The sequence below is a fragment of the Thiorhodococcus fuscus genome (assembly GCF_042682685.1).
GTDB classification, from domain to species: domain Bacteria; phylum Pseudomonadota; class Gammaproteobacteria; order Chromatiales; family Chromatiaceae; genus Imhoffiella; species Imhoffiella fuscus.
Genome location: NZ_JBHUHX010000062.1, coordinates 21,518 through 45,097, shown reverse-complemented (window position 1 = coordinate 45,097; position 23,580 = coordinate 21,518). Strand labels below are relative to the sequence as shown.

18 protein-coding genes are annotated in these 23,580 nt (G+C 63.0%); 10 read left to right on the top strand and 8 right to left on the bottom strand.

Annotated features, from left to right (window positions below):
- The first annotated feature begins 146 nt into the window (after nt 1–146).
- Together ACFSJC_RS19410 and ACFSJC_RS19405 are read left to right on the top strand one after the other, a co-directional pair.
- Nucleotides 147–995 (top strand): glycine betaine ABC transporter substrate-binding protein, encoded by an 849-nt coding sequence (locus tag ACFSJC_RS19410; RefSeq protein ID WP_386028872.1) that lies wholly within the window; start codon nt 147–149, stop codon nt 993–995.
- Nucleotides 996–1,033: 38 nt separating this feature from the next.
- Nucleotides 1,034–2,476 carry a hypothetical protein gene (locus ACFSJC_RS19405; RefSeq protein ID WP_386028870.1) on the top strand — a complete coding sequence of 481 codons (1,443 nt, stop codon included), beginning with the start codon at nt 1,034–1,036 and terminating at the stop codon, nt 2,474–2,476.
- 226 nt (nt 2,477–2,702) lie between these two features.
- On the opposite strand, the gene ACFSJC_RS19400 is transcribed toward ACFSJC_RS19405, so the two are convergent.
- On the bottom strand, nt 2,703–3,854 hold the full coding sequence (locus tag ACFSJC_RS19400) for an HNH endonuclease (protein ID WP_386028868.1): 1,152 nt from the start codon (nt 3,852–3,854) through the stop codon (nt 2,703–2,705).
- 314 nt (nt 3,855–4,168) lie between these two features.
- Nucleotides 4,169–4,849: a TRAP transporter large permease subunit gene (locus ACFSJC_RS19395; RefSeq protein ID WP_386028866.1), complete on the bottom strand. Its 681-nt coding sequence runs from the start codon at nt 4,847–4,849 to the stop codon at nt 4,169–4,171.
- A 92-nt stretch (nt 4,850–4,941) separates the two neighbouring features.
- Here ACFSJC_RS19395 and hslV point away from each other — a divergent pair, with 92 nt between their 5' ends.
- The 6 genes from hslV (at nt 4,942) to ubiB (ending at nt 10,479) form a co-directional block, all read left to right on the top strand.
- Nucleotides 4,942–5,487, top strand: a complete 546-nt coding sequence (hslV, locus tag ACFSJC_RS19390; RefSeq protein WP_386028864.1) for an ATP-dependent protease subunit HslV — start codon at nt 4,942–4,944, stop codon at nt 5,485–5,487.
- A gap of 126 nt (nt 5,488–5,613) precedes the next feature.
- Nucleotides 5,614–6,945, top strand: a complete 1,332-nt coding sequence (gene hslU / locus ACFSJC_RS19385) for an ATP-dependent protease ATPase subunit HslU (RefSeq protein ID WP_386028862.1) — start codon at nt 5,614–5,616, stop codon at nt 6,943–6,945.
- A gap of 49 nt (nt 6,946–6,994) precedes the next feature.
- Complete coding sequence (locus tag ACFSJC_RS19380) at nt 6,995–7,360, top strand: gamma-butyrobetaine hydroxylase family protein (RefSeq protein ID WP_386028860.1); 366 nt, start codon at nt 6,995–6,997, stop codon at nt 7,358–7,360.
- Between the two features lie 79 nt (nt 7,361–7,439).
- Nucleotides 7,440–8,189, top strand: a complete 750-nt coding sequence (gene ubiE, locus ACFSJC_RS19375; protein WP_386028858.1) for a bifunctional demethylmenaquinone methyltransferase/2-methoxy-6-polyprenyl-1,4-benzoquinol methylase UbiE — start codon at nt 7,440–7,442, stop codon at nt 8,187–8,189.
- On the top strand, nt 8,186–8,827 hold the full coding sequence (locus ACFSJC_RS19370; RefSeq protein ID WP_386028856.1) for a ubiquinone biosynthesis accessory factor UbiJ: 642 nt from the start codon (nt 8,186–8,188) through the stop codon (nt 8,825–8,827). Before ubiE ends, ACFSJC_RS19370 begins: the two co-directional genes overlap by 4 nt.
- Entirely contained in the window at nt 8,824–10,479 is a 1,656-nt protein-coding gene (gene ubiB / locus ACFSJC_RS19365) for a ubiquinone biosynthesis regulatory protein kinase UbiB (protein WP_386028854.1), read from the top strand. The genes ACFSJC_RS19370 and ubiB overlap by 4 nt, the downstream gene beginning before the upstream one ends.
- 135 nt (nt 10,480–10,614) lie before the next feature.
- Here the strand turns inward: ubiB and ACFSJC_RS19360 are convergent, their stop codons facing one another.
- The 3 genes from ACFSJC_RS19360 to ACFSJC_RS19350 are packed head-to-tail and all read right to left on the bottom strand — an operon-like array spanning nt 10,615 to nt 13,358.
- Nucleotides 10,615–11,667: a cyclic nucleotide-binding domain-containing protein gene (locus ACFSJC_RS19360; protein WP_386028852.1), complete on the bottom strand. Its 1,053-nt coding sequence runs from the start codon at nt 11,665–11,667 to the stop codon at nt 10,615–10,617.
- 33 nt (nt 11,668–11,700) lie between these two features.
- Nucleotides 11,701–12,492: an ABC transporter ATP-binding protein gene (locus tag ACFSJC_RS19355; RefSeq protein ID WP_386028850.1), complete on the bottom strand. Its 792-nt coding sequence runs from the start codon at nt 12,490–12,492 to the stop codon at nt 11,701–11,703.
- 11 nt (nt 12,493–12,503) lie between these two features.
- A complete protein-coding gene (locus tag ACFSJC_RS19350) occupies nt 12,504–13,358 on the bottom strand; it encodes an ABC transporter permease (RefSeq protein WP_386028848.1) in 855 nt (284 codons plus the stop codon).
- A gap of 300 nt (nt 13,359–13,658) precedes the next feature.
- Here ACFSJC_RS19350 and ACFSJC_RS19345 point away from each other — a divergent pair, with 300 nt between their 5' ends.
- Nucleotides 13,659–15,029 carry a glycoside hydrolase family 99-like domain-containing protein gene (locus ACFSJC_RS19345; protein ID WP_386028846.1) on the top strand — a complete coding sequence of 457 codons (1,371 nt, stop codon included), beginning with the start codon at nt 13,659–13,661 and terminating at the stop codon, nt 15,027–15,029.
- On the opposite strand, the gene ACFSJC_RS19340 is transcribed toward ACFSJC_RS19345, so the two are convergent.
- Nucleotides 14,993–16,345 carry a glycosyltransferase gene (locus tag ACFSJC_RS19340; protein WP_386028844.1) on the bottom strand — a complete coding sequence of 451 codons (1,353 nt, stop codon included), beginning with the start codon at nt 16,343–16,345 and terminating at the stop codon, nt 14,993–14,995. The two genes, ACFSJC_RS19345 and ACFSJC_RS19340, sit on opposite strands and share 37 nt — an antisense overlap.
- A gap of 59 nt (nt 16,346–16,404) precedes the next feature.
- The gene (locus ACFSJC_RS19335) at nt 16,405–20,268 is read right to left on the bottom strand and encodes a glycoside hydrolase family 99-like domain-containing protein (protein WP_386028842.1); all 3,864 of its coding nucleotides are present in this window, start codon (nt 20,266–20,268) and stop codon (nt 16,405–16,407) included.
- A 509-nt stretch (nt 20,269–20,777) separates the two neighbouring features.
- On the opposite strand from ACFSJC_RS19335, the gene ACFSJC_RS19330 reads away from it, so the two are divergent.
- Nucleotides 20,778–23,003 carry a glycosyltransferase gene (locus ACFSJC_RS19330; protein WP_386028840.1) on the top strand — a complete coding sequence of 742 codons (2,226 nt, stop codon included), beginning with the start codon at nt 20,778–20,780 and terminating at the stop codon, nt 23,001–23,003.
- 42 nt (nt 23,004–23,045) lie between these two features.
- Here ACFSJC_RS19330 and ACFSJC_RS19325 read toward each other — a convergent pair whose 3' ends face one another.
- Nucleotides 23,046–23,537 (bottom strand): topoisomerase C-terminal repeat-containing protein, encoded by a 492-nt coding sequence (locus ACFSJC_RS19325; protein ID WP_386029015.1) that lies wholly within the window; start codon nt 23,535–23,537, stop codon nt 23,046–23,048.
- Between the last annotated feature and the right edge of the window lie 43 nt (nt 23,538–23,580).

Sequence of the window (23,580 nt, the reverse complement as noted above, 5' to 3'; positions counted from 1 at the left end):
GCAGTCCATCTCCCTCGCTTTGTCCTCCGGGCGGCGAGGGTTTCTTTTCGGCCCGCCCCGCATGGGCCGACTCCCTTGAAGCCAGGCCGAGCCGCGTCATCCAGGCGCACGAGGCCGAACTCCACATCTCAGAGGAACTCATCGTCATGATGCAGAAAACCGCCATCGCACTCGCCGCAACGGCCATGCTCTCCATCGGCTCCACCGCGCTCGCCGACGACAAGGGCGAGGTCGAGCTGGCCTATGTCGAATGGTCGAGCGAGGTCGCCAGCACCAACGTCGTCAAGGCGGTGCTGGAAGACATGGGCTACGACGTCAAGATCACCTCGGTCTCGGCCGCCGCCATGTGGCAGGCAGTCGGAACGGGCGACGTCGACGGCCTCGTCGCCGCCTGGCTGCCGACCACCCACAAAGACTATCTGGAGAAGGTCGCCGACCGCGTCGAGGACCTGGGTCCGAACCTGGAAGGCACCCGCATCGGTCTGGTGGTGCCGGACTATGTCGAGATCGACTCCATCGAGGATCTGAACGCCGCCGCCGAGAAGTTCGACGGCAAGATCATCGGTATCGATCCGGGCGCCGGCCTCATGAGCAAGACCGAAAAGGCGATCGAGGACTACGGTCTGAACGACATGAAGCTGGTCGAGGGCACCGGCCCCATCATGACCGCCGTCCTGGGCGACGCCATTAAGGATCACGAGTGGGTCGTCGTCACCGGCTGGACGCCGCATTGGATGTTCGCCAAATGGGATCTCAAATATCTGGACGATCCCAAGGGTGTCTACGGCGGCGAGGAGCAGATCCACACCGTCGTGCGCAAGGGGCTGAAGGAAGACATGCCAGAGGTCTACGCCGTGCTCGACAACTTCCACTGGACGCCGGATCAGATGGCCGAGCTGATGGTGTGGAACCAGGAGAAGCACGCCGACCCCTACGCCAACGCCCAACGCTGGGTGAAAGAAAACGCCGACACCGTGTCGTCCTGGAAGCCCTGACCGACGCCTGACGTCGCATCACGCAAATGAGTAAGCGCATGACCCTGAACCCACCTTCCCACGTAAACACCACCTCGGCCCTCGTCCTCATGGGGGCCATCGCCATGCTGCCGGGGCTGGCGGCAGCCGCAACCACCGGCGACCTGGAGCAGCGGGTCGCCGACCTCAAGCGCCAGCTCGCCGAGGCCGAGCAGGCGCTGGCCCAGTCCAAAGGACTGCCCATGCAGGCCGAGCCGGCTCCAGTGGCGGACGCCCCGCAGGAAACGGAAACCGCCAGCACGGTGGCCAAAGAGGACAGCGGCTTCCATGTCGGCCCGGTGCAGATCAACGGAACCATTCGCGCCAACTATGTCCTCGGCAGCTACGAGGGCTACGACAACGGCCCGAACCGTGGCGGCAACGGCGGCAACGTGGAGCTGGACACGCTCAGCCTCAGACTGGCGCTCGACTACAACAACATCATCGGCGCACTCGACTACCGCTGGTATCCGGCCGGCAACGGGACCAACTACAGCTTCCTGCACACCGCCTGGCTCGGCTACCGCTTCGCGGACGACAGCCAGGTCCAGGTCGGCGTCAACCGCGTGCCCTTCGGTCCCACGGCCTACGGGGTCTCGCAGAGCTGGTTCTTCGACCAGCACTACTACGTGGGTCTCTCAGACGACATGGATCTGGGTATCAAATACACCACCTCCATCGACAACTGGACGCTCGACTTCGGCTACTACGCCGCCAGCGAGGGCAGCTATCTGGGACGCAGCCTGAACAGCGCGCGCTACAGCTACGACGCGGTGCGCTGGACCGAATCCGTGGACGAGAACGGCAACGTCATCTACGGCGGTGCGCACAACGGTTACGAGGAGCGCAATCAGTTCAACGTCCGCGCCATCTACAGCTTCGAGGACGTGGCCGTTCCGACCGATGTCGGCGTCTCGCTGCAGTACGGTCAGCTCAAGGGACAGCGCACGGACGACGGCAGCCATTGGGCCGCCTCGGCGCACATGATCAACCGCTACGACAACTGGACCCTGGCGACCCAGCTGACGCGCTACGAATACGACATCGATAGCGACAACCCCTGGGGCACGGACACCCTGGTGCCCATGGGCGCCTACGACTTCGCCTGGCCGGTCGCCGCCAAGGCCTGGATCCCGGCCGTCTCGCTCAGCTACAAATACGAGACGCCCAAGATCGCCTGGCTCGACTACGTCCTGCCCTATGTGGAGTACAGCAGCATCGTCAAGGACGAGGACGACTTCAACAACAGCGACATGTTCGTGGTCGGCGCGGCCTGGGCCAGCGGCGGCTGGTACATCTACAGCGATCTCGCCTATTCCAACGGCAACTATTTCGTCGGCAACGAGGGTCCGCATGGCAGCGCCGACGACTATGGCAGCATCTATGGCGTGGGCGACTTCGGCGCCAACGGCAACGACGAGTGGAACTACCGGCTCAATCTGAACTTGGGCTACTACTTCTAAGCCGTCCTCGCGACCGCCCCTCTTCCCTCTAGGGGGAGGGGCGCGCATGACCGCCCTTCCAATCAGGACAGACATCTCATCTGCACCGGATTTCCGTTCCCCCGCCGACACTTAGCCTCTGATCGACTGTCGCCCGTCCTGAAAGTCATTCATTTAACGTTCCGCTTGAGCCGCAGCGCACCCTGAAGCGCAGCGGAAAGGTAAGTCGTCGGATTCCAAGTGGTTGTTATACGTCACTTTTGCGGCGTGGAACGGTCAGTATGTGAATCAGGTAAGGCTCCAACTTTTCCATCATTAACCCAGCCACTCTATCAAGGTGATCGCGGGTAAGTCGCTCGCCGTACTTCGCTCCACAGTTCTCGAAAGCGTATTGAACGGCTTTCTCGACCACCTCGCTTTGGTGCTTCTCGACCGTCTCGGCCATTCTTGGCTGAATCACCTTCCCTAATGCCTCTTCAACAGATCCTTTCGGCATCTTTTTGTAGTCGTAAGCCTCGGCAATTTCTTGCTGCGACAGCTCGTTTAGGTCGACGTCTATAGAAAGCTCAGTGCCGCTTTGTGGGTTTATGGCGTAGGTTAGTTCAAATTCCTCACCATCATAGTGATTTGAGAGAAGCATAACGACTCGCTTTACAGCAAAATACTCGACGTACGCTTTTATTTCACGAGTACAGGGACTTCCTTCAATGTGAACGCAATGGAATGGGACGCCTTGCGGCCTATTTTTGACGAGATCTTTTTCATAGTAATACCCAAAACAAGGTTTTCCGTCCTCTTCAAACAAGTATTCGTTGGCGCATTCACACACGGATGGCGAAATCCCATGTAATGCCATCAAAGCGAGCGCTGACTTCACGACAGATCGACCGGCGTTCGCCCCGCCTAATGAGATGCTCATATGCAACATGTCAGAGCAATATGACGACTGCGTTTCAGCCTTATCAAGAAGCTGTTCGAGGTTAACTTCTGGGTGCTTCCTGGCTACTCCAGCCAGCATTTTTCGAGCTTCTTTCATTGATCGCGCTTTAATGGAAATCTCGACACCTGAATCCACAGCTGCCTCCCGATATTCGGGGCGTGGCAACCCAAGACTTCCATCATGATGAAGAACGTATTCTTCGTTTCCCGTCGTATTGAACGTTTGCGAAGGGACATCACCCCTTTCGCGTTCAATACCAAAAAATAGGCAGAGAGGGTTCAGCTGTTTAGCGAGTTCCGTTTCCCATTCGTCCCCTGCGCTTGAGTTGCATTCGATGCAGATAAATCCCTTTACTTTTTTCCTCCCGCCTATTGAATTGGGAATGATGTGCTCTCTTGAGTCGTTTTCGTCACCAATCTCTTTGGAACACAAGTAGCAGGTCTTTTTTGCCGTATACATAACAGATCTCAGAAGCTCCTTGTTTACGTCTAACACCCTTACCACATTGGCTCATCTCCGGCTGTACGACTTGGTCACGTCCCTGAAATTCCGAGCCAATACTACTGCGAGGCGCCTCATGGCATCCATGTCCGATACAAAACACGGTTTGGCCCACCGTACTAGATAGAAACGCCGTTTCCGATCGTTGCATTGTCAGTGCGGCGGTAATGAGACCGGCGAACACGGGATTGATCTTATACCCGGACATGAAGAGGGGCAATTGGAGACTCATGGCTGAGTGCTTCGATCCCAGACGATGCAACTCGTGACATCTACCAACATCTGCTGGCCTCATGATGGAAAAATACGGTGGACAAAGCCCCACTATCCGGACCTGGAATAACAGAGTCATTCGACTCACCTGGTGCGGGATACGCTGCAGTAGAACGACGGGCCGCATCTGGCCGCTGACAACAGATTTGGAGACCAAGCGTATGGCGCAGACATCGACCCGGGTGGAGGTTTGCATCATCGGGGCGGGGCTTTTCGCTGCGCTGCACCTGGCGGACCGCATGAGCGTGCTGGTGCTCGACCGCAAATCCAGGTACGGCGGCGCAGGCGGGGCGACCGATGGCAGGCTCAATCTTTCGCCCCACGTGGATCGAGATCTGGACGCGCTGAGGCTCTCGGAAGCCGAGGCGACCCGGTATATCGAGGCGGTGGATCGCTGCTTCCTCGAGCACGGCGGACATGGCCGAGAGCGGAACCGCCTCGGTGACCGACCGCAGCACGAAGGCGTTTATGCCGACCGGCGGGGTGATGTCGCCGATCTCGGTGGAGACGACCGCGAAGATGCCGAACCAGACGAGATCGAATCCGGACGCGGCCACCAGCGGATAGAGGATTGGGACCGTCAGCAGCACCATCGACAGGCGGCCATGCGTCACGCGACCCATGCAGCCCAGAGAACGAAAATGCTCGCTGGCCGATCGCCATGCGGCTTGCTGAATCAAGTCCTGCCAGTAACACGAATCCGACGGAGTAGAACTCAACCGAGCAAAGACGGGATAATATGACGTTTTCCAATCGCTGAAGACATCTGATCATGGAAAACTTTCGCGGCACGACGATCCTCTCGGTCCGACGCAACGGCAAGGTCGTGATCGGCGGCGACGGCCAAGTCTCGCTGGGCTCGACGGTGATGAAGGGCAACGCCCGCAAGGTACGCCGTCTCTACAAGGGACAGGTGCTGGCCGGATTCGCGGGCGCGACGGCCGATGCATTCACCCTGTTCGAGCGCTTCGAGGGCAAGCTGGAGAAGCATCAGGGGCACCTGACACGCTCGGCCGTCGAACTGGCGAAGGACTGGCGAACCGACCGCATGCTGCGCCGGCTCGAAGCGCTGCTCTGCATCGCCGACGCCAAAACCTCGCTGATGATCTCGGGCACGGGCGACGTGGTCGAGCCGGAGCAGGACCTGATGGCGATCGGCTCGGGCGGCTCGTTCGCGCTCTCGGCCGCGCGCGCACTGTTCGAGAACACCGAGCTCGACGCACGCGACATCGTCGAGAAGGGTTTGCACATCGCCGCCGACATCTGTATCTACACCAATCACAATCTGATCATCGAGGAGCTGGACGCGGAGTCTTGAGAGGTCCGCCGACCCGGCGCCTTGCAGAAACGGCGTGCCAGCCGCAGCTACCGCCCGACGGCGCCCAATCCATTGAGCTAGATTCCCCCCGCCGCCCCTGGGCGGCCCATTCGACGGACAGTCACCATGTCTGAAATCACCCCTCTACGCATCGTCGCCGAGCTCGACAAGCACATCGTCGGTCAGCACGACGCCAAGCGCGCCGTGGCGATCGCACTGCGCAACCGCTGGCGCCGCGCTCAGATCTCAGAGCCGATGCGCTCGGAGATCACGCCCAAAAATATCCTCATGATCGGCCCGACCGGCGTCGGCAAGACCGAGATCGCGCGCCGCCTGGCCAAACTGGCCAACGCGCCCTTCCTCAAGATCGAGGCGACCAAGTTCACCGAGGTCGGCTACGTCGGGCGCGACGTCGAGTCCATCATCCGCGATCTGGCCGACATCGGCGTCAAGATGGCGCGCGAGCAGGAGATGGACAAGCTGACCGACCAGGCCGAGGCGGCCGCCGAGGAGCGCATCCTCGACGCCCTGCTGCCGCCGCCCAGCGGCTTCGAGGAGGAGAGCCGCTCGACCGCCAGCAAGGCCACGCGCGAGAAGCTGCGCGAGAAGCTGCGTTCGGGCGAACTCGACGACCGTGAGATCGAGATCCATGTCTCCACGAGCCCGCTCGGCGTCGAGATCATGGCCCCGCCCGGCATGGAGGAGATGTCCAGCCAGCTCCAGGGGCTGTTCAAGAACCTCGGCCAGGATCGCACCAAGCGACGCAAGCTGCACATCCGCGACGCGCGCCAGATCCTCAAGGAGGAAGAGGCCGCGAAGCGCGTCAACGACGAGGAGCTCAAGCTGCGCGCGATCGAGAACGTCGAGCAGAACGGCATCGTCTTCATCGACGAACTGGACAAGGTCGCAAAGCGCGGCGAGGGCATGGCGGGCGCGGACGTCTCGCGCGAGGGCGTGCAGCGCGACCTGCTGCCGCTGGTCGAGGGCAGCACGGTCTCGACCAAGCATGGCGTGGTGCGCACCGATCACATCCTCTTCATCGCCTCGGGCGCCTTCCATCTGTCCAAGCCCTCGGATCTGATTCCAGAACTCCAGGGCCGTCTGCCGATCCGCGTCGAGCTGAAGGCACTGACCACCGAGGACTTCGTGCGCATCCTCACCGAGCCCGACGCCTCGCTGACCGACCAATACCGCGAGCTGCTGGCGACCGAGGGCGTGAGCCTGGAGTTCACCGAGGACGGCATCCGCCGCATCGCCGAGATCGCCTGGCAGGTCAACGAGCGCACCGAGAACATCGGCGCACGGCGTCTGCATACCGTGATGGAGCGCCTGCTGGAGGACATCTCCTACAACGCCTCCGAGCTGGATCGGGTGACCGTGACCATCAACGCCAACTATGTCGACCAGAACATGGCCGGCCTCGCGGCGGACGAGGATCTGTCGCGCTACATCCTGTGAGCCGCGCGACGCCCGGACGTCTCCGACCATCCAACCGAGCCTGACCACCATGACCCAAGTACCCACCGAACTGAATCTGCACCGCCAGTCGCGCGTGCTGGAAATCGCCTACCCGGACGGTAGCCGTTATTCGCTGCCCTGCGAGTATCTGCGCGTCTATTCGCCCTCGGCCGAGGTCCAGGGTCACGGCCCGGGACAGGAGGTCCTGCAGGTCGGCAAGGAAGACGTCGGTATCGACCGCATCGAACCCGTCGGCAATTATGCGGTCTGTTTGCACTTCGACGACGAGCACAATACCGGGATCTATTCCTGGGACTATCTGTACCGGCTCTGCACCCAGCAGGAGCAGCTTTGGCAGACCTATCTGGACCATCTGGAGCAGACGGGCTACCAGCGCAAGTCGCGGCCGTCCTGACGCATTGATGTAAACTAACCGCTGCCACGCGGGGCGCTAGAAGGCGCCCCCGCCCTCATTTCGCTATCAGGCCCACAGCATGTCAGACCAGAAAACCACCCATTTCGGCTATCGACAGGTACCGGTCGGCGAAAAGGCCGCGCGCGTACGCGAGGTCTTCGACTCGGTCGCATCCCGTTACGACCTGATGAACGACCTGATGTCGCTCGGCATCCATCGTCTCTGGAAGCGCCACGCCATCGAGCTGGCCGGCGTGCGGCGCGGACAGCAGGTGCTGGATCTCGCCTCCGGAACCGGCGACCTCGCCGACCGTTTCGCCGGAATCGTCGGTCCCGACGGTCTGGTAGTGATGTCCGACATCAATGCCGCCATGCTCGGCGAGGGTCGCGAGCGCATGCTCGATCGCGGCCGCGTCGGCAACCTGCACTACAGCCTCATCAACGCCGAGAAGATCCCCTTCGGCGAGGATCGCTTCGACTGCGTCACCATCAGCTTCGGCCTGCGCAACGTCACCGACAAGCAGGCCGCGCTGAACGAGATGTTCCGCGTACTGCGTCCGGGCGGAAAGGCGCTGATCCTGGAGTTCTCGCACCCGCTCACCAAGCCGCTGAGCAAGGTCTACGACGTCTATTCCTTCTCGGTTCTGCCGACGCTCGGCAAGCTGATCGTCAACGACTCGGGCAGCTATCGCTATCTGGCCGAGTCCATCCGTATGCACCCGGACCAGGAGACGCTGCGCTCCATGATGGAGACGGCGGGCTTCGAGCGTTGCGAATACTTCAACCACACCGGCGGTATCGTCGCCATCCACCGGGGGTACAAACTGTGAGCGAGGGCATTCAGATCCCGGACGCCGTGCTGGCGGTCGTCGAGCAGACGATCAATCGCTACATCGCCCTGGATCCCGAGGGCTCGGCCGCCTTCGCCGCGCTCGCCGGACGCATCATCGGAATCGAACTCAAGGGGTTCGGCACCCGGGTGACCGTCATCCCCAGCGCGCGCCGACTGCAGGTCTTCGGAACCTACGAGTCCGAACCGGACTGCCTCATTCGCGGCTCGCTGCTCGGGCTCGCCCGCATGGGCATGACCGAACGCAAGGAGACCCCGCTGATCTCGGGCGAGGTCGAGATCGAGGGCGACACGGCGCTCGCGCAGGACTTCAGCGCCGCGCTCGCCGCACTCCAGATCGACTGGGAAGAGCAGCTCGCCCGCGTCATCGGCGATCCCTTCGCCCGCCAGGTCGGCAACCAGGTGCGCTCAGCCGAGCGCTGGGGACAGCGGACCTCGGACTCCATGACCGCCAATCTGCGCGAGTATCTGCAGGAAGAGCGCCGCCTGCTGCCGACCCGCTACGAGGTCGATGCCTTCCTGAACCAGGTCGACGGCCTGCGCGATGACGTGGAGCGGCTCGCCGCCCGCATCGAACGGCTCGTCGCGAATACCACGGAGTCCGGCAACCAGCCATGATCGGTCCCCGTCAGGCACTGCGTCTCCTCCGCATCAATTGGATCCTCCTGCATCACGGTCTCGATGAGGTCGTCCTCGCGACCCATCTGTTCCGACCGCTGCGCTGGGTCAAATATTTCCTGCCCTGGCACTGGGTGAAACGCGACCTGCCGTCCTATCCGGCGCGGGTCCGCATGGCACTGGAGGACCTGGGGCCGATCTTCGTCAAGTTCGGCCAGATCCTCTCGACCCGACGCGATCTGCTGCCGGACGACCTGGCGGTCGAACTCGCCAAGCTCCAGGACCGGGTCCCGCCCTTCGGCGGAGCCGAGGCGCGCGCCCTGATCGAAAAGGCCTGGGGCCGCTCGGTCGACGAGGTGCTGGATCAGTTCGATCCGATTCCTCTGGCATCGGCCTCCATCGCCCAGGTCCACACCGGCCGCCTCAAGGACGGCACCGAGGTGGTGGTGAAGGTGCTGCGCCCCGGCATCGAGCGCACCATCCGCCAGGATCTGGGGCTCATGTACACCGTCGCCTACCTCGCCGACCGCTACTGGAAGGACGGGCGGCGGCTGCGTCCGATCGAGGTGGTGCGCGAGTACGAGAAGACCATCTTCGACGAGCTGGACCTCCAGCGCGAAGCGGCCAACGCCTCCCAGCTGCGCCGCAACTGGATCAACAGCGAGATGCTCTACATCCCGGAGGTCTACTGGGACTGGACGCGCCCCAACGTCATGGTGATGGAGCGCATCTACGGCACCCCGGTGGGCGACGTGGAGCGGCTCAAGGCCCAGGGCGTGAGCATGGAGCTGCTCGGGGTGCGTGGGGTGGAAATCTTCTTCACCCAGGTGTTCCGCGACAACTTCTTCCATGCCGACATGCATCCGGGCAACATCTTCGTCGAGCCGTCCGGGCGCTACATCTCGATCGACTTCGGCATCGTCGGCACCCTGACGACCGAGGACCAGCGCTATCTGGCCGAGAACCTGCTCGCCTTCTTCGAGCGCGACTATCGCCGTGTCGCCGAGCTGCACGTCGAGTCCGGCTGGGTCCCGCCCGGCACTCGGGTCGACGAGTTCGAGTCGGCGATCCGCACGGTGAGCGAGCCCATCTTCGAGAAGCCGCTGGCCGAGATCTCGTTCGGGCACTTCCTGGTCCGGCTGTTCCAGACCGCGCGACGCTTCAACATGGAGATCCAGCCGCAGCTGGTGCTGTTGGAGAAGACCCTGCTCAACATCGAGGGGCTGGGGCGCCAGCTCTATCCCGAGCTGGACCTCTGGACCACGGCCAAACCCTACATGGAACGCTGGATGAAGGATCAGGTCGGTCTCAAAGGGCTCTTCGACCGCACCAAGCGCAACCTCTATTCGGTCGCCGACCAGGCACCCGAGCTGCCTCTGGTCGCCTATCGCATGCTCATGACCTACGACAAACGTCTGCGGGCCGCCGAGCATGCGCACCGAAGTCACCAATCGTCGCGCGAGAACCAGTCCCTCAACGCGTCCGGATCGGCCCGGCTGATCGGTGGAGCCACCCTGCTCGTCTGCGGCACCTTGGTGCTGCTGCTGGGTCCAGGACAATGGCTGCAAGACTCGGTCGGAGCGGCACTGGTCGCCTTCAGCTACCTGATCGGGGCCTGGCTGTTCGTCTCCGCAGCGCGCAGCGGCGCCTGATGTGCGAATGAATGCGCACCTACGACCTGGACACGGCACCAGGTCGTGGGGACATGCCTGCAAGCCAGCCCATGTCCAAGCCCCGGACAACCTTCAGCTGGCGGCTGAAAGCTGGCAGCTGGCAACGCTCCCCCATCACTCCACCGGTTCGGTCAGCGGATCGCTCCAGGCGAGGACGCCGCCGGCCATGCTGACCACGTCGAAGCCAAGCTGACTCAACTGGAAGGCGGCCACGGAGCTGCGCCGGCCGCTGCGGCAATAGGCGACGTAACGGGCGGCGCGATCGAGTTCCTCGACACGCTTGCGCAGTTGCGAAAGGGGGATCAGCAGCGAACCCGGAATGTGCCCCTCGTCGAACTCCTCTTCCAGACGCACGTCGAGTGCGACATAGTCGTGCTCGATCATGGCCTTCGCCACGGGAACATCGACCTCGCGCACCAACGGCTGGGCCATGAGCGAGGAGAAGTCGTCGCGGAGCAGTTGAAGCAGGACGCCGTCCTCCAGCATACGCACGGTCACCGAGCTGGTCTTCCCGGTCAGCAGGCTCTCCTCGCCGAAGGCGTCGCCGCACTCCAGTTCGGCGGCCTTCATCGGAATCCCCTCCTCGTCGTCGATCTGCCACAGCTCGGCACGACCGGCGACCAGGACGTAGAAGGCATCGGTCTCCTTGCCCATACGCACGATCTCCTCGCCAGCCTGAACCCGGCGCTCACGCAGGCTGGTCAAGGCGCGTTCGGCGTTCTCCAGCGGAATCCGGCGGAAAGTCGCCGTGTCGCGCACCAGACGAAGAGAGTGGTCCAAGTTGGAACCGGGCGCGGCGAGACTTTCGGCGACCTCCTCCAGTGTCAGCAGATAGTCGGCGAGCGCGGTGTCGATGTGGCAGAGGTAGGCGTCCTCCAATGCCTCCACTCCGAGCGTCGCGGGCAGGGTCGGCAGCAGGACGAACCCCAGATCGTCTGCGGCAACCTCCTTGCGATCTCCATCGCTCCCGGTGATCGCCACGCGACCGACGGCGACATAGAGCCGGTCCGGCAGCTCGCTGCCGCTGAGTTGCAAACGCTCGCCCTCGTGCAGTTCGAACAGACGGAAGATCTGCAGGGATTCCAGCAATGCGCGCTCCGAGATGCCGGGAAAGGCATGAAAGCGCTCGCGCAGAATCCGGATCAGGTGGGTGGTCTTGATGCTCATGACACTCTCCGTCGACTGGAACGCGAAGGATATTCAGCCGTTAGAGACCTGCTTGGGCTGATCTTTCTGCTTCTCGCGCTGCGCCTCATACACCTGCAACACCTCCTCCGTCGGCCCGTATTCGACGATGCGGCCATGCTCCATCAGGATCGCCTTGTTGCACATGTTGCGGATGAGATCGTTCGCATGGGACGAGAGGACGATGATGGAGACCTGCTCGGTGAAGCGGTGCAAGCGGGCGCGGGCCTTGTCGAGAAACGAGGCATCGCCGGCACCGATTCCCTCGTCGAGCAGCAGGATGTCGGGCACCACCGAGGTGGACACGGCGAAGGCGAGACGCATCTGCATGCCGGCCGAATAGGTACGGATCGGCAAATTGAGGAAGTCTCCGAGCTCGGTGAACTCGGCGATGTCGTCCATGCGCTCCTTGATCTGACGCCGCGTGAGACCGAGGAAGAGCCCGCGCAGGACGATGTTCTCGTAGCCCGTGCTCTCCTGATCCATGCCGAGCGCGATGTCGAACAGCGGCACGGTGGACCCTTCGACACGGACAGTCCCGCAGTTGGGTTCGTAGATGCCGCCGAGCACGCGCAGCAGGGTGGTCTTGCCGGCACCGTTGTGTCCGACCAATCCCAGCCGATCGCCGTTTTCGAGCTTCAGATTGATGTCCTGCAACGCCTCGACCACCGAGATACGCTGCGAGACGGTATCGGCCCGGATCTGACCGCCGGTCGCACTCTGGATGAGCCGATTCTTGAGCGAACGGTTGGAGGCGCTGTAGACCGGAAAGGAAACGGAGACGTTTTCCAGCTGGATAGATGCCATGTGTGCCCCCCTCAAACCCAGTAGGCGATACGCCAACGGTAGGCGGAATAGAAGAACAGGGTGATGGCCCATCCGACCAGACCGAGCAGCAACACGGCCAGCCAGTGCTCCAGATCGGGAGGCTGCCCCAACATGGGCGCGCGGACGATCTCGACCATGTGATAGAAGGGATTGAGGTCGAGCAGCAAGGCGCGGTCGGGCAGCATCGCGGGGTGCCAGATGACCGGAGTGATGAAGAAGAACACCTGCACCACGCTACCGATGATGAGCGGGACATCCCTGAAACGCGCGCTGAGCAGACCGAGAAAGAGCGACATCCAGAGACCGTTTGCGACCAGAACCAGCAGTGCGACCGGGATCCACAACAGATTCCAATTCAGGTCGATGCCATACCAGAGCGCGACGCCGAAGAAAATCCAGATGTTATGGGCGAAGATGATGAGGTTCGACCAGATACACTTGTAGGCATAGATGGAAATGGGCGCATTCAGTTGCCGAATCATGCCGTCCGAAACGATGAATGCCTCGCAGCCATCGATGATCATGGTCGAGACCAGCCCCCAGATGACGAATCCGGCCGCCAGGAAGGGCAGGTATTCGTGCAGGTCCTGGCGGAAGATCTGGCCATAAAGCAGGCCCAACGCCATCACCATGATGCCCATGGAGAGGGTGATCCAGAATGGCCCCAGCTTGGAGCGTCGATAGCGGCGACGAATGTCCTGGAACGCCAGGGTCATCCACAGCTCGCGACGCGCCCATCCATCGCGAATGTCGCGAATGGCCTTGTCGAACTGATCGCGTCGCAAACCGTGGCGAAATTGGAGCAGAAGAGGCGATTCGCCTCCGTGGGGAGCAGTGGTTGACATCTAACCCTTCCGAGAAAAAACGGCGATCAGGTGTCGGGGGTCGATACGCTCATGGCGGAATCCTGATCGGTTCATTCCAGCCTTCGACATCGAAGCACGCATCCGAGACACCCCTCATACAGCCAAGCCCAGAAAAACTCGGCGCACAGGCGGTTTCCGAGCAAGGCCGACAGGCGGTTTTCTGATAGGCTGCGCACTATACCGTCTTGCCTCCCGTAACGCGATGACAACCAGGATGCGCGTCATCCCCCGCTCAGCGGGATACAGGGGATGCGGCCAACAGAATCCACTGAGGGGAACATGATCGTCGATCTGTTGCGTCCACTATGGCGTCTTCTGCCGATCGATATCCCGATGCGGCAGCGCATCCAGCAACAGCTCTTTCGTGCCGCCCCCTTTTTTTTCAGATCACACCCTGGGCTCCAGGCCTATCGCCATACGCAACGCGGCGCGCTTCAATCGATCCGGGCACACCTGATCGGTGGTTGCCAGGAGGCACGCCCGGTCGAACTGCTCGACGCCGAACCTCCGGCCGATCCGCCAGCGCGGCTGATCGCCTTCTATCTGCCCCAATTCCACCCCATTGCGGAGAACGACGCCTGGTGGGGCAAGGGCTTCACCGAATGGACCAACGTGGTCCGAGGACGGCCTCAGTTCCCCGGACACTACCAACCCCATCTGCCGGGCGAACTCGGGTTCTACGACCTGCGGGTCCCCGAGATCATGGAGCGACAGGTCGAGCTGGCCAAACTCTACGGCATCGGCGGCTTCGCCTTCTATCACTACTGGTTCAACGGCCGGCGCCTGCTCGAACGTCCGATCGAATCCTATCTACGGAGCGATCTCGACCTCCCATTCTGCATCTGCTGGGCGAACGAAAGCTGGAGCCGGCGCTGGGACGGACGGGCCAACGAGATCCTGATCGCTCAGGAGCACACCCCCGAGGACGACATCGCCTTCATCGCCGCCGCCGCCGACTATCTGCGCGACCCCAGATACATCCGCATCCAGGGGCGGCCGCTGCTGCTGATCTACCGGCCCGAACTCTTCCCCAGCCCGATCGAGACCGCAGAGCGCTGGCGGGATTGGTGTCTGCGCAACGGTGTGGGCGACCTCTATCTGGCCTACACCCAATCGTTCGAGTCGGTCGATCCGGCACGCTACGGATTCGACGCCGCCATCGAGTTCCCGCCCAACAACTCGCACCCGGTCGCCATCACTCGACGCATCGAGCGCCGCAACCGCAACTTCAGGGGCATGATCTACGACTGGACGGTCTACCTGGAGCAAAGCCGTCATTACGGTCCATGCGACTACCGGCTCTTTCGCGGCGTGAATCCGTCCTGGGACAACGAGGCGCGCCGCCCCGAGCGCGGGGCCGTCTTCCTGGGATCCAGTCCCGCCGGTTACCGCGAATGGCTGGAGAACGCCATCCATGACACGGTGAAGCGCTTCGAGGAACCGAGCGAGCGGCTCGTCTTCATCAATGCCTGGAACGAATGGGCCGAAGGCGCCCATCTGGAGCCCGATCAGCGACATGGCTATGCCTACCTCCAGGCGACCCGCGATGCCCTGGAGCGCGCGGCCCACGGCAGCGCCGAGACGACGTCCGGCTCGGGCATCCGCCTGGACGCTCAGATCAAGCCGAGCACTCCCAGCCGCGCCGCATAACGCCGGCCGACGGCGGCGGCGCCGTTGAATTCTCGGATATAGCGCGCCCCAGCGCCTGCGATTCGCTCGGCGAACGCCCGCTCCGAAACCAGACGCCGCATGTACCAGCTGGCCTGATCGACATCGGCCTCGGCCCAGATCTGACCCTCGCCGTGCGGATACTCGTCCTCGCCGACCGCGACCAAGGTATGGTCGACCACACAGGCATTGAGTTCGTTGCAGAAATCGAGGTTGCCCGAATAGCCGGTGACGATGACCGGCTTGCCGTAATGCATGGCCTCGGCCGGTCCGCGCCCGAAGCCCTCCGAGCGATGCAGCGACACGAAGGCGTCGCAGCCGCTCATCAGCCCCCGGATCTCCCGGTCGCTCAGCACCTGGTCGATGACCCAGACACCGGGCCGCCGGATCGCCTCGTGCTCCAGGAAGTCGCGATAGTCGTCGGGACGCAACTGTCCGCCGTTGAGCTTGATCACCAGACCGACGCCGTCGCGCTCGGATTCAGGGAAGGCGCGCTCGAACGCCTCGATCACCGCCCAGGGATTCTTGCGCGCGACGAAGGAGCTGAAATCGAAGAAGAAGAGGAACAGGAAGCGGTCGTCCGGGAGACCGAAATGGGATCTTGGCAGATCGCTCGGCTCGGGATCGACCACCAGCGGCATGCGGACGACCGGACGCCGGGTCTTCTCGGCGATCGCCTGCTGGATGAAGCGCGACGGCGCCCAGATCTCGTCGACCAGATCGAGCGCGGGCGACCAGGCGTCCGGGAATCGGCTCAGCTCCCAGGCCCAGTAGCCGATGCGATAACCGGCATCGAAGAACTCAGACCCCAGATGATTGCGGGCCGGGATCATCTCGTCGGCATTGAGCACGAACAGACTGGCGCGATGGCGCGCCGTGCGGCTCAGACGGTCGAAATGGGCGAAGCGCGCGAGCCGAGGGCGATTCTCCTCGCCGGCGTCGAAGGTGTTGCGGATGTGGAAGGGGATGCCGGTGGCGGCCAAGGCATTCGCCGCCATGCGCACGTCCTCTCCGCGCCCCGAGATGAGATAGGGATGTCCCACGAGCAGGACACCCGGCGACTGCTGCAGCCAGACCGGATCGCGCGGCGTCTCGTTCGGGAGCGGAACCGGGCTCTCGGGCAACGCGATGGTTGGCGGCGCCTCGACTCCGGGACGCGCACCAAGACGCCGCAACAGCGCGCCCGCACCGCGCTCGCGCGCGAAGCGCCAGAGCGCCTTGGCCAGCGGGCGCAGACCGCCGTGACGACGACGCGCATCGCGAACGCGGGAGACCAATGGGGGAATGGATCGAGTCACTTCTTTACCTCAGGGATGCCGAGCAACGGATTCTCGATACCGGCTCGATGGACGTCGGGTCAACCTCTAGGGCTCGGGGCGACGACCGCATCGAGCGCGCGCCGGGTCGCTTCGAGATACGCGTTGCCGAACTGACTATCGGGCTCCAGGTGATTGCCCTCGGCCCACTCGTTCCAGGCGTTGACGAAGACCAGACGTTCGTCGCCGAACTTGAGGTCGCGCGTCTCGGCGATGGCCCGGGTCAACCAGGACTCGTAGATCTCGGGCGAGGCGCCGAGGAAGATGTCGCCTGCGTCCTGTCGACGGGCCGTGTTGTCCCAACCCGGCATGACGCCCCTGAAGACCTTGGACTGGGGATAGCTCAGCTCGGCGAAGGTCCGCGCCGTGGCCGCATAGTCGTAGAAGCGGCCGCTGAAATTCGGATTCAGCATGCCCTCCGGCGCGTCGACCTGGACCGAACGGCCGTGCGGCGGGAATTCGACCGCAGCCTCGAATCCGACCGGCGAGCCCTCGCCCTCGCGGAAGCTGTTCACGCAGGCCAGATAGGGTTCGGGCAGTCCGGCGCGGACGCATTCCTCGCGCCAGCGATCCGTGGTCGCGCGCGGGTCCGGCAGCAAGCTCGCACGGTAGACGAGGAGCAGCGGCCGGCCGTCGATGCGGATATAGCGCGGGTCGGACAGGGCCGGAAAGAGCGCGCGGATGAAGGCGACGTCATCTTCGGGCGAATACTGCTGCTCCATGAGCAGATCCTGCTCGCGACCGTCCCAGCGCCGCGACCAGTTCTCGTTGGCCCAGCAGACGCAGAAGGGGAAGTCCGGCTCGCCGCTCGCCAGCACCTCGTCGAGCGGACGGTGCAGCAGTCGCCGGCCGTTGAACCAGTAGTAGTAATAACAGAAGCCGTGGATGCCGTGCTCGCGCGCCAGTTCGGCCTGTCTGCGACGCGTCTCGGCGAGCCGCAGGTCGTAGAAGCCGAGCTCGCCCGGCAGATGCGGTTGATAGTGCCCCGCAAAGTTGGGACGGGCACGGGTGACGTTGGTCCATTCGGTGAAGCCCCTGCCCCACCAGTCATCGTTCTCCGGGATCGGATGGAACTGGGGCAGATAGAAGGCGATGAGCCGCACACGATCCAGCTCGGACAATTGATCGCGCCATTTGTCGACGAATTTGAGGCGATTGGACTCGATCCGGGCCAACTTGTCGCCGGCGACCCCGGTGGTGACGCTCAGATGGTGGACGACCTCGGAGGCCGGCTGATAGAGGATACGGCGTCCGAGCGCGCGCACCTGGAAGGCCAGGTCGGCGTCCTCGAAATAGGCCGGCGCATAGCGGTCGTCGAAGCCACCGACACGCTCGAAGAGGTCGCGCTCGATCATGAACGAGGCGCCGGAGCAATAATCGACCTCACGCGGCTGGTTGAATTCGGGCGCTGACGGATCGCCGTTCAGCCCAACCAGCCGGGCCGAACCGTCCGACTTCATGCTGACGCCCGCCTCCTGCAGATGGCCGCTCGGATAGAGCAGCTTGGATCCCGTCATGCCGATGCTGGAATCGGCGAAGAGTTCCAACAACCGATCCAACCAACCCGGACGCACCTGGGTGTCGTTGTTCAGGAACAGCAAGTAACGGCCGCGAGCGGTCATGGCCGCCTTGTTGCAGGAACGCAGAAAACCGAGATTGCTCTCGTTCTCGATCAGCCGGATCCCGCGCACCGCGCGCAGCAGTGCGCGGGTCTCCGAGTCGGAGCCGTCGTCGATCAGGATCAGCTCGAAGGCGGCGAGCGGCGGATACTGGACGATCGAGCTGAGACACTCCAGGGTGTAGGCCGGCTGCTTGAAGACCGGCATCACCACCGAGACCTTGGGCGACTCGGAGGTCGGCAGGACCAGCGTCTCGGCGCTGAACATCAGACGTTTCGGCGAGAGACGCAGAATGGACAGCGGACTCGCATTGAAGGGCACGCCGCTCTCGAAGGGAGGAACGCGCGGCGTCTCCTCCGAAACCGCCGGTGGCCGCGACACGACCTGGGACAGGGCGGGCGTCAGATGCCGACGCACGGCCAGCGGCAGGACGCCGCGATAGAGCAAACGCGCCAAGCGCGATCCCGACCGATAGGCAGCGCCCATCCAGCACCGTGTCGCACCGATCCCCCGCCGCAGCATCCGGACTGGAACGGTCAGACGCCAGGAGGTGGAGGCATGGAGCTCGTCGAGCCGCTGCCGCAGCAGATCGCGCTCGATCGATACCTCGCCGATCCGCTGCTCGTAGTGACACTGACGCTCAGCGAAATGGGCCTGCATCTCGTCGCGGACCCGGGTCTCGGCCGTCAGGAGCTGCGCCTCCAGAGCCTGCTTGCGCTCGTGCAGCCGCCCCAGACGATCGTTGGACTCGGCCAAGCGCGCGTTCAGCGTTCGATTGTAGTCGCCGAGCTGGTCCCTCTGGCCTTCGGTCAGGCGCACTTGGCGCTGCATCACGGCGATGCCCTGGGCCGAGCGCGCTCGCTCGACCACCCGCATCCATTCGTCGTCGGTCCACTGGTGGCGCCATTTGGCGAAGAAGCGCGCAAGCCCCGACTCGACCTCCGCCTGGGCGGCCGAAACACCGAACCCGGTTCCGGCGGCCAACCGATAGACGGCGGACAGACTCGGTTCATGCAGCATGGGGGTGAGACGGCAGACCTGCACCCAGAAGTCCCAATCCTCGTAGACATCCAGATCTTCGTCGAAGCGGCAGCCTTCCTCGAACAGCGAGCGGTGGAAGAGCACCGAGTGGATGGGAACGAAGTTGTCGACCAACAGACGATTCGCGTCGAAGGGGTCGTTGAAGAGATGGCTCTCCTCCCAGCCATCGCCCTCGGGCCGAACGCACCGCACGCCGGAATAGGCCGCCCGTTCGGGAACCCCATCCAACCGCCGCGCCAGCAACGACAGATGCTCGGGCAGCCACCAGTCGTCGTCGTCGAGGAAGGCGAGATAGGTTCCACGGGCCTCGCTCAACCCCAGGTTGGCGGCGCGACTGCGGTGCAGCGCTTCACCCGTGCGCGCCAGTCGCAGCTCGGCCGCGCCAACCCGCTCGGGAAGCGTCAAGGGCGCCCCGGCATTGGCCTGAACCACCACGACCTCCAGATTCGGATAGGTCTGGACCGCAATCGCATTGAGCGCGTCGGCCAGCTCGGGCCGCCCGGTGGTGCGCACGATGATCGAAATCAGGGGCGGCGACAGCGGCCGTTCCAAGGCTTCGGGACCGGATAGGACCGAGAGCAGCGGAGCGATCGGCCCACCCGGCCGCAAGGCCCGCAGCTCCTCGCCGTCGATGAGGCGATAGGCCTCGACATCGGCACCATCCGCTAACCGTTTGCGATAGTTCTCGCGCGCCCGAACGAGATCCAGCTGTCGCGCGCGATCGCCAGTGCCGTCGAGCGCGTCGCGGGCCGAGACGATGGCGTCGACGAAAGACCCGACCTCCAGCAAGCGATTGGGCCTCAGCTCGGTCTCCAGCTCGAAATAGACCAGCCGGCACGCATGCCCGCAGCGACGCACCGCCTCGGTGACGGCGAGCGACAGCTGACGCGCCGCGAAGGCGGGTTCGGCAGGCGAGCACACATAGACGAACTCCGCCCCGATCTCTTGAATCCGATCCTGGATGCGCTCGATGAGCGTCTCGGAGTAGAGGATCTCCCCCTGGGGCAGGCCCAGAAGCCGAGGAAGACCCGTTCCGAACGCACCTGGAGCGCCGCCCCCTTCCACGTCCGCAGTCCCGGACTCGGCAGCGAGAACCGAAACCGCATCGCCCTGGCCCACATGAGCAAGAATGGCGCCAGCGCACCCGACTGTCTCCTCGCCGAGACATCGCACCACGACCAATGCCCTACCCGCCCCGATGCGTTCGACTCTCGATGGCGGCTCCATGGCGTACTCAGTGTGCATTGTTCAACCAATCATCTCGTTATAGGTCCCGCGCACGGATTGCAGCAGGTTTTCTGATACCCTTCGCACGATGTCGAGCCTTGCGCTCCAACCCGCTCGTGCTCGCGAACGCTCCATGAACGGTTTGCCATTCGCGCCACAACGGGCGAAGGAACCAAGGGCCAGCCACTATACCATGGGCCTTATGATAGGAATTTTGGCGTTCTGAACCCGAACACTGCGACAGCCTGACGTTTCATGCATCGCCTCGGGCGCCCGCTACGCCGGCTCATGCAGGACTCACCCTCGAAATGAAAGGGGTTGGATTGCCAGCATGCGGATTGTCTCGATTTATTCATCTTCGCGGCTCGCCGGCCAGTGGAAGATCATGACGCGCGTCCACTTTCAGATAACCCATCCCAAGCCATCCGTTATGATCGACATGAATCGATCGACTGGCTTTTCGCATCGACGGGCCTGCGCGAACCGAATGACCCTATCGCCCTGAATCCATCCGTATGAACCAGTCTATGAACTCAGTCTTTGGAAGACATGGTGGCATCGCGCGCATAACCCGACACGCTTGGCGCATTCTACCGCTTGCCTTCCCCGCCAAGCAGCGACTCAGGCGTTTCATTCTCGACCGCATGGCGGATGGCTACCGGCTATTCCATCGCAACAATCGGGTCGCATTTCAGCCAGCGACACGCCATCTATCCAATACGGCGGAGTTCACGCCCAAGGTCACCGTCGCCGTCACCAATTACAATCACGCCTCTTTCCTGCGCCAGCGACTGGATAGCATCTATCGCCAGACCTATCGTCACTTCCAGGTCATTCTTCTCGACGACGCCTCCACCGACGACAGCCGGGCAATTCTGGACGAATACGCCGAGCGCTATCCAACGATCACCACTCGGCGCTTCAACACGACCAATTCGGGAAGCGTCTTTCGCCAATGGAAGCTCGCAATCGAAACGGCCGACACGGATCTCGTCTGGATCGCCGAAAGCGACGACTATTGCGACCCCCATTTTCTGGAAACGCTGATCCCCTATTTCATGGACGACGCGGTTAAACTCGCCTACGCCCATTCGGTCTTCGTCACCGAAAATGGAACGCCCAGCGAATTCCGCTTCGACGACTATCTCGACGAGCTTTCACGAACCCGCTGGAAATTCAACTATGTGGAAACGGCGCATCGTGAGGTCGCCGATTTTCTCGGACGCAAGAACAGCATTCCGAATGTCAGCTCGGCGGTATTCAGAAAATTCGATCTCAATGGAATGCTCGCAGAGAACGATTGGCTAGATATGCGAATCTGCGGGGACTGGATCTTCTATCTGCATGCCATTCGTGGGGGCAAGATCGCCTATTCGGCAGACGTGCGGAACTACTATCGGTTCCACACCGGAAATTCGTCGGCGCGAACCTACAACACACCCGTCTATTACGAGGAACATGCCCAGGTCGCACGCGAAATCGCGCGTCTCTATAGGGTACCTCGGGCAACGTTGGAGGCGCATCACGCCTACATCGAACGTTTCTTCGCCCAGCAGGCGGGGACGCTCGCCGCTCAGGGAAAGGAGCTGCGCCATTTCTATGACCTCAAGGAGGTGTGGACCTCCGCCAGCAGGCGGCGGCCCAATGTTCTGATCGCCGCATTCGCCTTCGCCTCCGGCGGCGGAGAGATCTTTCCGATTCGACTCGCCAATGCGCTGGCGGATCAGGGATACGCGGTCACCTTCTTCGACTTCCGGGGCGAACCCCCGAATGTGCTGGTTCGCGACATGCTCCGAGCGGACATTCCCGTCGTCGAATTGAGCACCCGTTTTCTTGAGAGCGAGGACATCGTCGAGGCATTCGGGATCGAGGTGGTTCACACCCATCATGCCAGCGTCGATCAGTTCTTCGTGTCGCAGAAACGCCCCGGCGACTCGGCCGCGCACGTCGTCACCATGCACGGCATGTACGACATCATGAAACCCAACATGTTCGAGAACGCGCTCGAGACCCTGGACTCCGAGGTCGCGGCCTGGATCTATATCTCGGACAAGAACGTCGCGCCCTTCAAGGCTCAGGGGTTCTATCGTCACGACCGCTTCTTCAAGATTCCCAACGGTATGGCCATGCCAGAGATTCGGCCTGTCTCCCGCCGCGCGCTCGGCATCGACGAGGCGGCGTTCGTTCTCTGTGTCGCAAGTCGCGCCATCCCCGAGAAGGGCTGGCACGAGTCCATCCAGGCCGTGACCGAGGCGCGCGCCCTCTCCGGTCGGGACATCCAGCTGCTGCTGCTCGGCGACGGTCCGCTCCACGACAGCCTCCGGCATGAGGCACTGCCCGAGTTCGTGCATCTGTTGGGATTCGTCAAAAACGCGGTGGACTACTATGCCTCGGCCGACGCCGGATTGCTCCTGACGACCTTCGGGGGCGAGAGCTTCCCGCTGACCCTGATCGAATGTCTCATGACCGGGCGCCCCATGATCGCAAGCGACATCGGCGAGATCGCCGAGATGCTCACCGACGAACGGGGCGAGGTCGCCGGAGCGCTGGTCGACATCTCGGATGGACGGATTCCCGTCGGCGCAACCGCGCGCCAGATCGCCGAGCTGGCCACCGACGGCGCACTCCAGGCGCACAAGCGCGCCATCGCGCTGAAGATCCGTCCGCGCTTCGATCTCGACCGCGTGATCCAGATGTACGCAGAGGTCTACCGTCAGGCACTCGAGACGGCGCAGAGCCGAGCGAGCGCCTGAGACGCTGGTGCACCCCAGAGCGAGGCCTTGCGGCCTCATGCCTCAGGGCGCCCGATCCGCGACCGGTTCGACCAGGGTCCGCCACTGCTCATCGAGCCTCAGCCGCACCATGCGACGACCGCCGCCCTCCGCATCACACGGAAGGACAATCGGAGCCGTCTCGCTGCGAGAGACCAGTTCGCGCAGCATGGGCTCGGACAGCACCAGATCCTCGACCCGTTTCCAGACCACGAAGTCGCAGCCCTCGCGATAGCGATTGCACCCATAGCCGCGCCGCCCCTCGATGATCTGACCCTGGCCGCATTTGGGACACGGCAAGGGATGCCGGCCCAGACCTGGCGCGGTCGGCCCGGGCTCCGCAGCCGCCTCCGAGAGAGCCTGCGCGGCGTCGGGGACGGCGGACTTCCCGGTCTCGAAATCCATGACCACCTTGCCAGTGCCGTCGAGACGCAGCACAGCGGCAAAGGATCGCCCGGCCTTGGAACGAAAGCCATCGATCCGATCCGTACAGCCGCGTTCGATCAGTGCGCGCATCTGCTCCTCGGACAGGGTCACGCCCGCCACCTGCCGCCAGATG

What these genes read in the sequence shown, in the direction of transcription:
- ACFSJC_RS19410 (WP_386028872.1), top strand. Translation starts at nt 147, where the DNA reads ATGATGCAGAAAACCGCCATCGCACTCGCCGCAACGGCCATGCTCTCC.
- ACFSJC_RS19405 (WP_386028870.1), top strand. Translation starts at nt 1,034, where the DNA reads ATGACCCTGAACCCACCTTCCCACGTAAACACCACCTCGGCCCTCGTC.
- ACFSJC_RS19400 (WP_386028868.1), bottom strand. Translation starts at nt 3,854, where the DNA reads ATGTATACGGCAAAAAAGACCTGCTACTTGTGTTCCAAAGAGATTGGT.
- hslV (WP_386028864.1), top strand. Translation starts at nt 4,942, where the DNA reads ATGGAAAACTTTCGCGGCACGACGATCCTCTCGGTCCGACGCAACGGC.
- hslU (WP_386028862.1), top strand. Translation starts at nt 5,614, where the DNA reads ATGTCTGAAATCACCCCTCTACGCATCGTCGCCGAGCTCGACAAGCAC.
- ACFSJC_RS19380 (WP_386028860.1), top strand. Translation starts at nt 6,995, where the DNA reads ATGACCCAAGTACCCACCGAACTGAATCTGCACCGCCAGTCGCGCGTG.
- ubiE (WP_386028858.1), top strand. Translation starts at nt 7,440, where the DNA reads ATGTCAGACCAGAAAACCACCCATTTCGGCTATCGACAGGTACCGGTC.
- ubiB (WP_386028854.1), top strand. Translation starts at nt 8,824, where the DNA reads ATGATCGGTCCCCGTCAGGCACTGCGTCTCCTCCGCATCAATTGGATC.
- ACFSJC_RS19360 (WP_386028852.1), bottom strand. Translation starts at nt 11,667, where the DNA reads ATGAGCATCAAGACCACCCACCTGATCCGGATTCTGCGCGAGCGCTTT.
- ACFSJC_RS19355 (WP_386028850.1), bottom strand. Translation starts at nt 12,492, where the DNA reads ATGGCATCTATCCAGCTGGAAAACGTCTCCGTTTCCTTTCCGGTCTAC.
- ACFSJC_RS19350 (WP_386028848.1), bottom strand. Translation starts at nt 13,358, where the DNA reads ATGTCAACCACTGCTCCCCACGGAGGCGAATCGCCTCTTCTGCTCCAA.
- ACFSJC_RS19345 (WP_386028846.1), top strand. Translation starts at nt 13,659, where the DNA reads ATGATCGTCGATCTGTTGCGTCCACTATGGCGTCTTCTGCCGATCGAT.
- ACFSJC_RS19335 (WP_386028842.1), bottom strand. Translation starts at nt 20,268, where the DNA reads ATGCACACTGAGTACGCCATGGAGCCGCCATCGAGAGTCGAACGCATC.
- ACFSJC_RS19330 (WP_386028840.1), top strand. Translation starts at nt 20,778, where the DNA reads ATGAACTCAGTCTTTGGAAGACATGGTGGCATCGCGCGCATAACCCGA.
- ACFSJC_RS19325 (WP_386029015.1), bottom strand. Translation starts at nt 23,537, where the DNA reads ATGCGCGCACTGATCGAACGCGGCTGTACGGATCGGATCGATGGCTTT.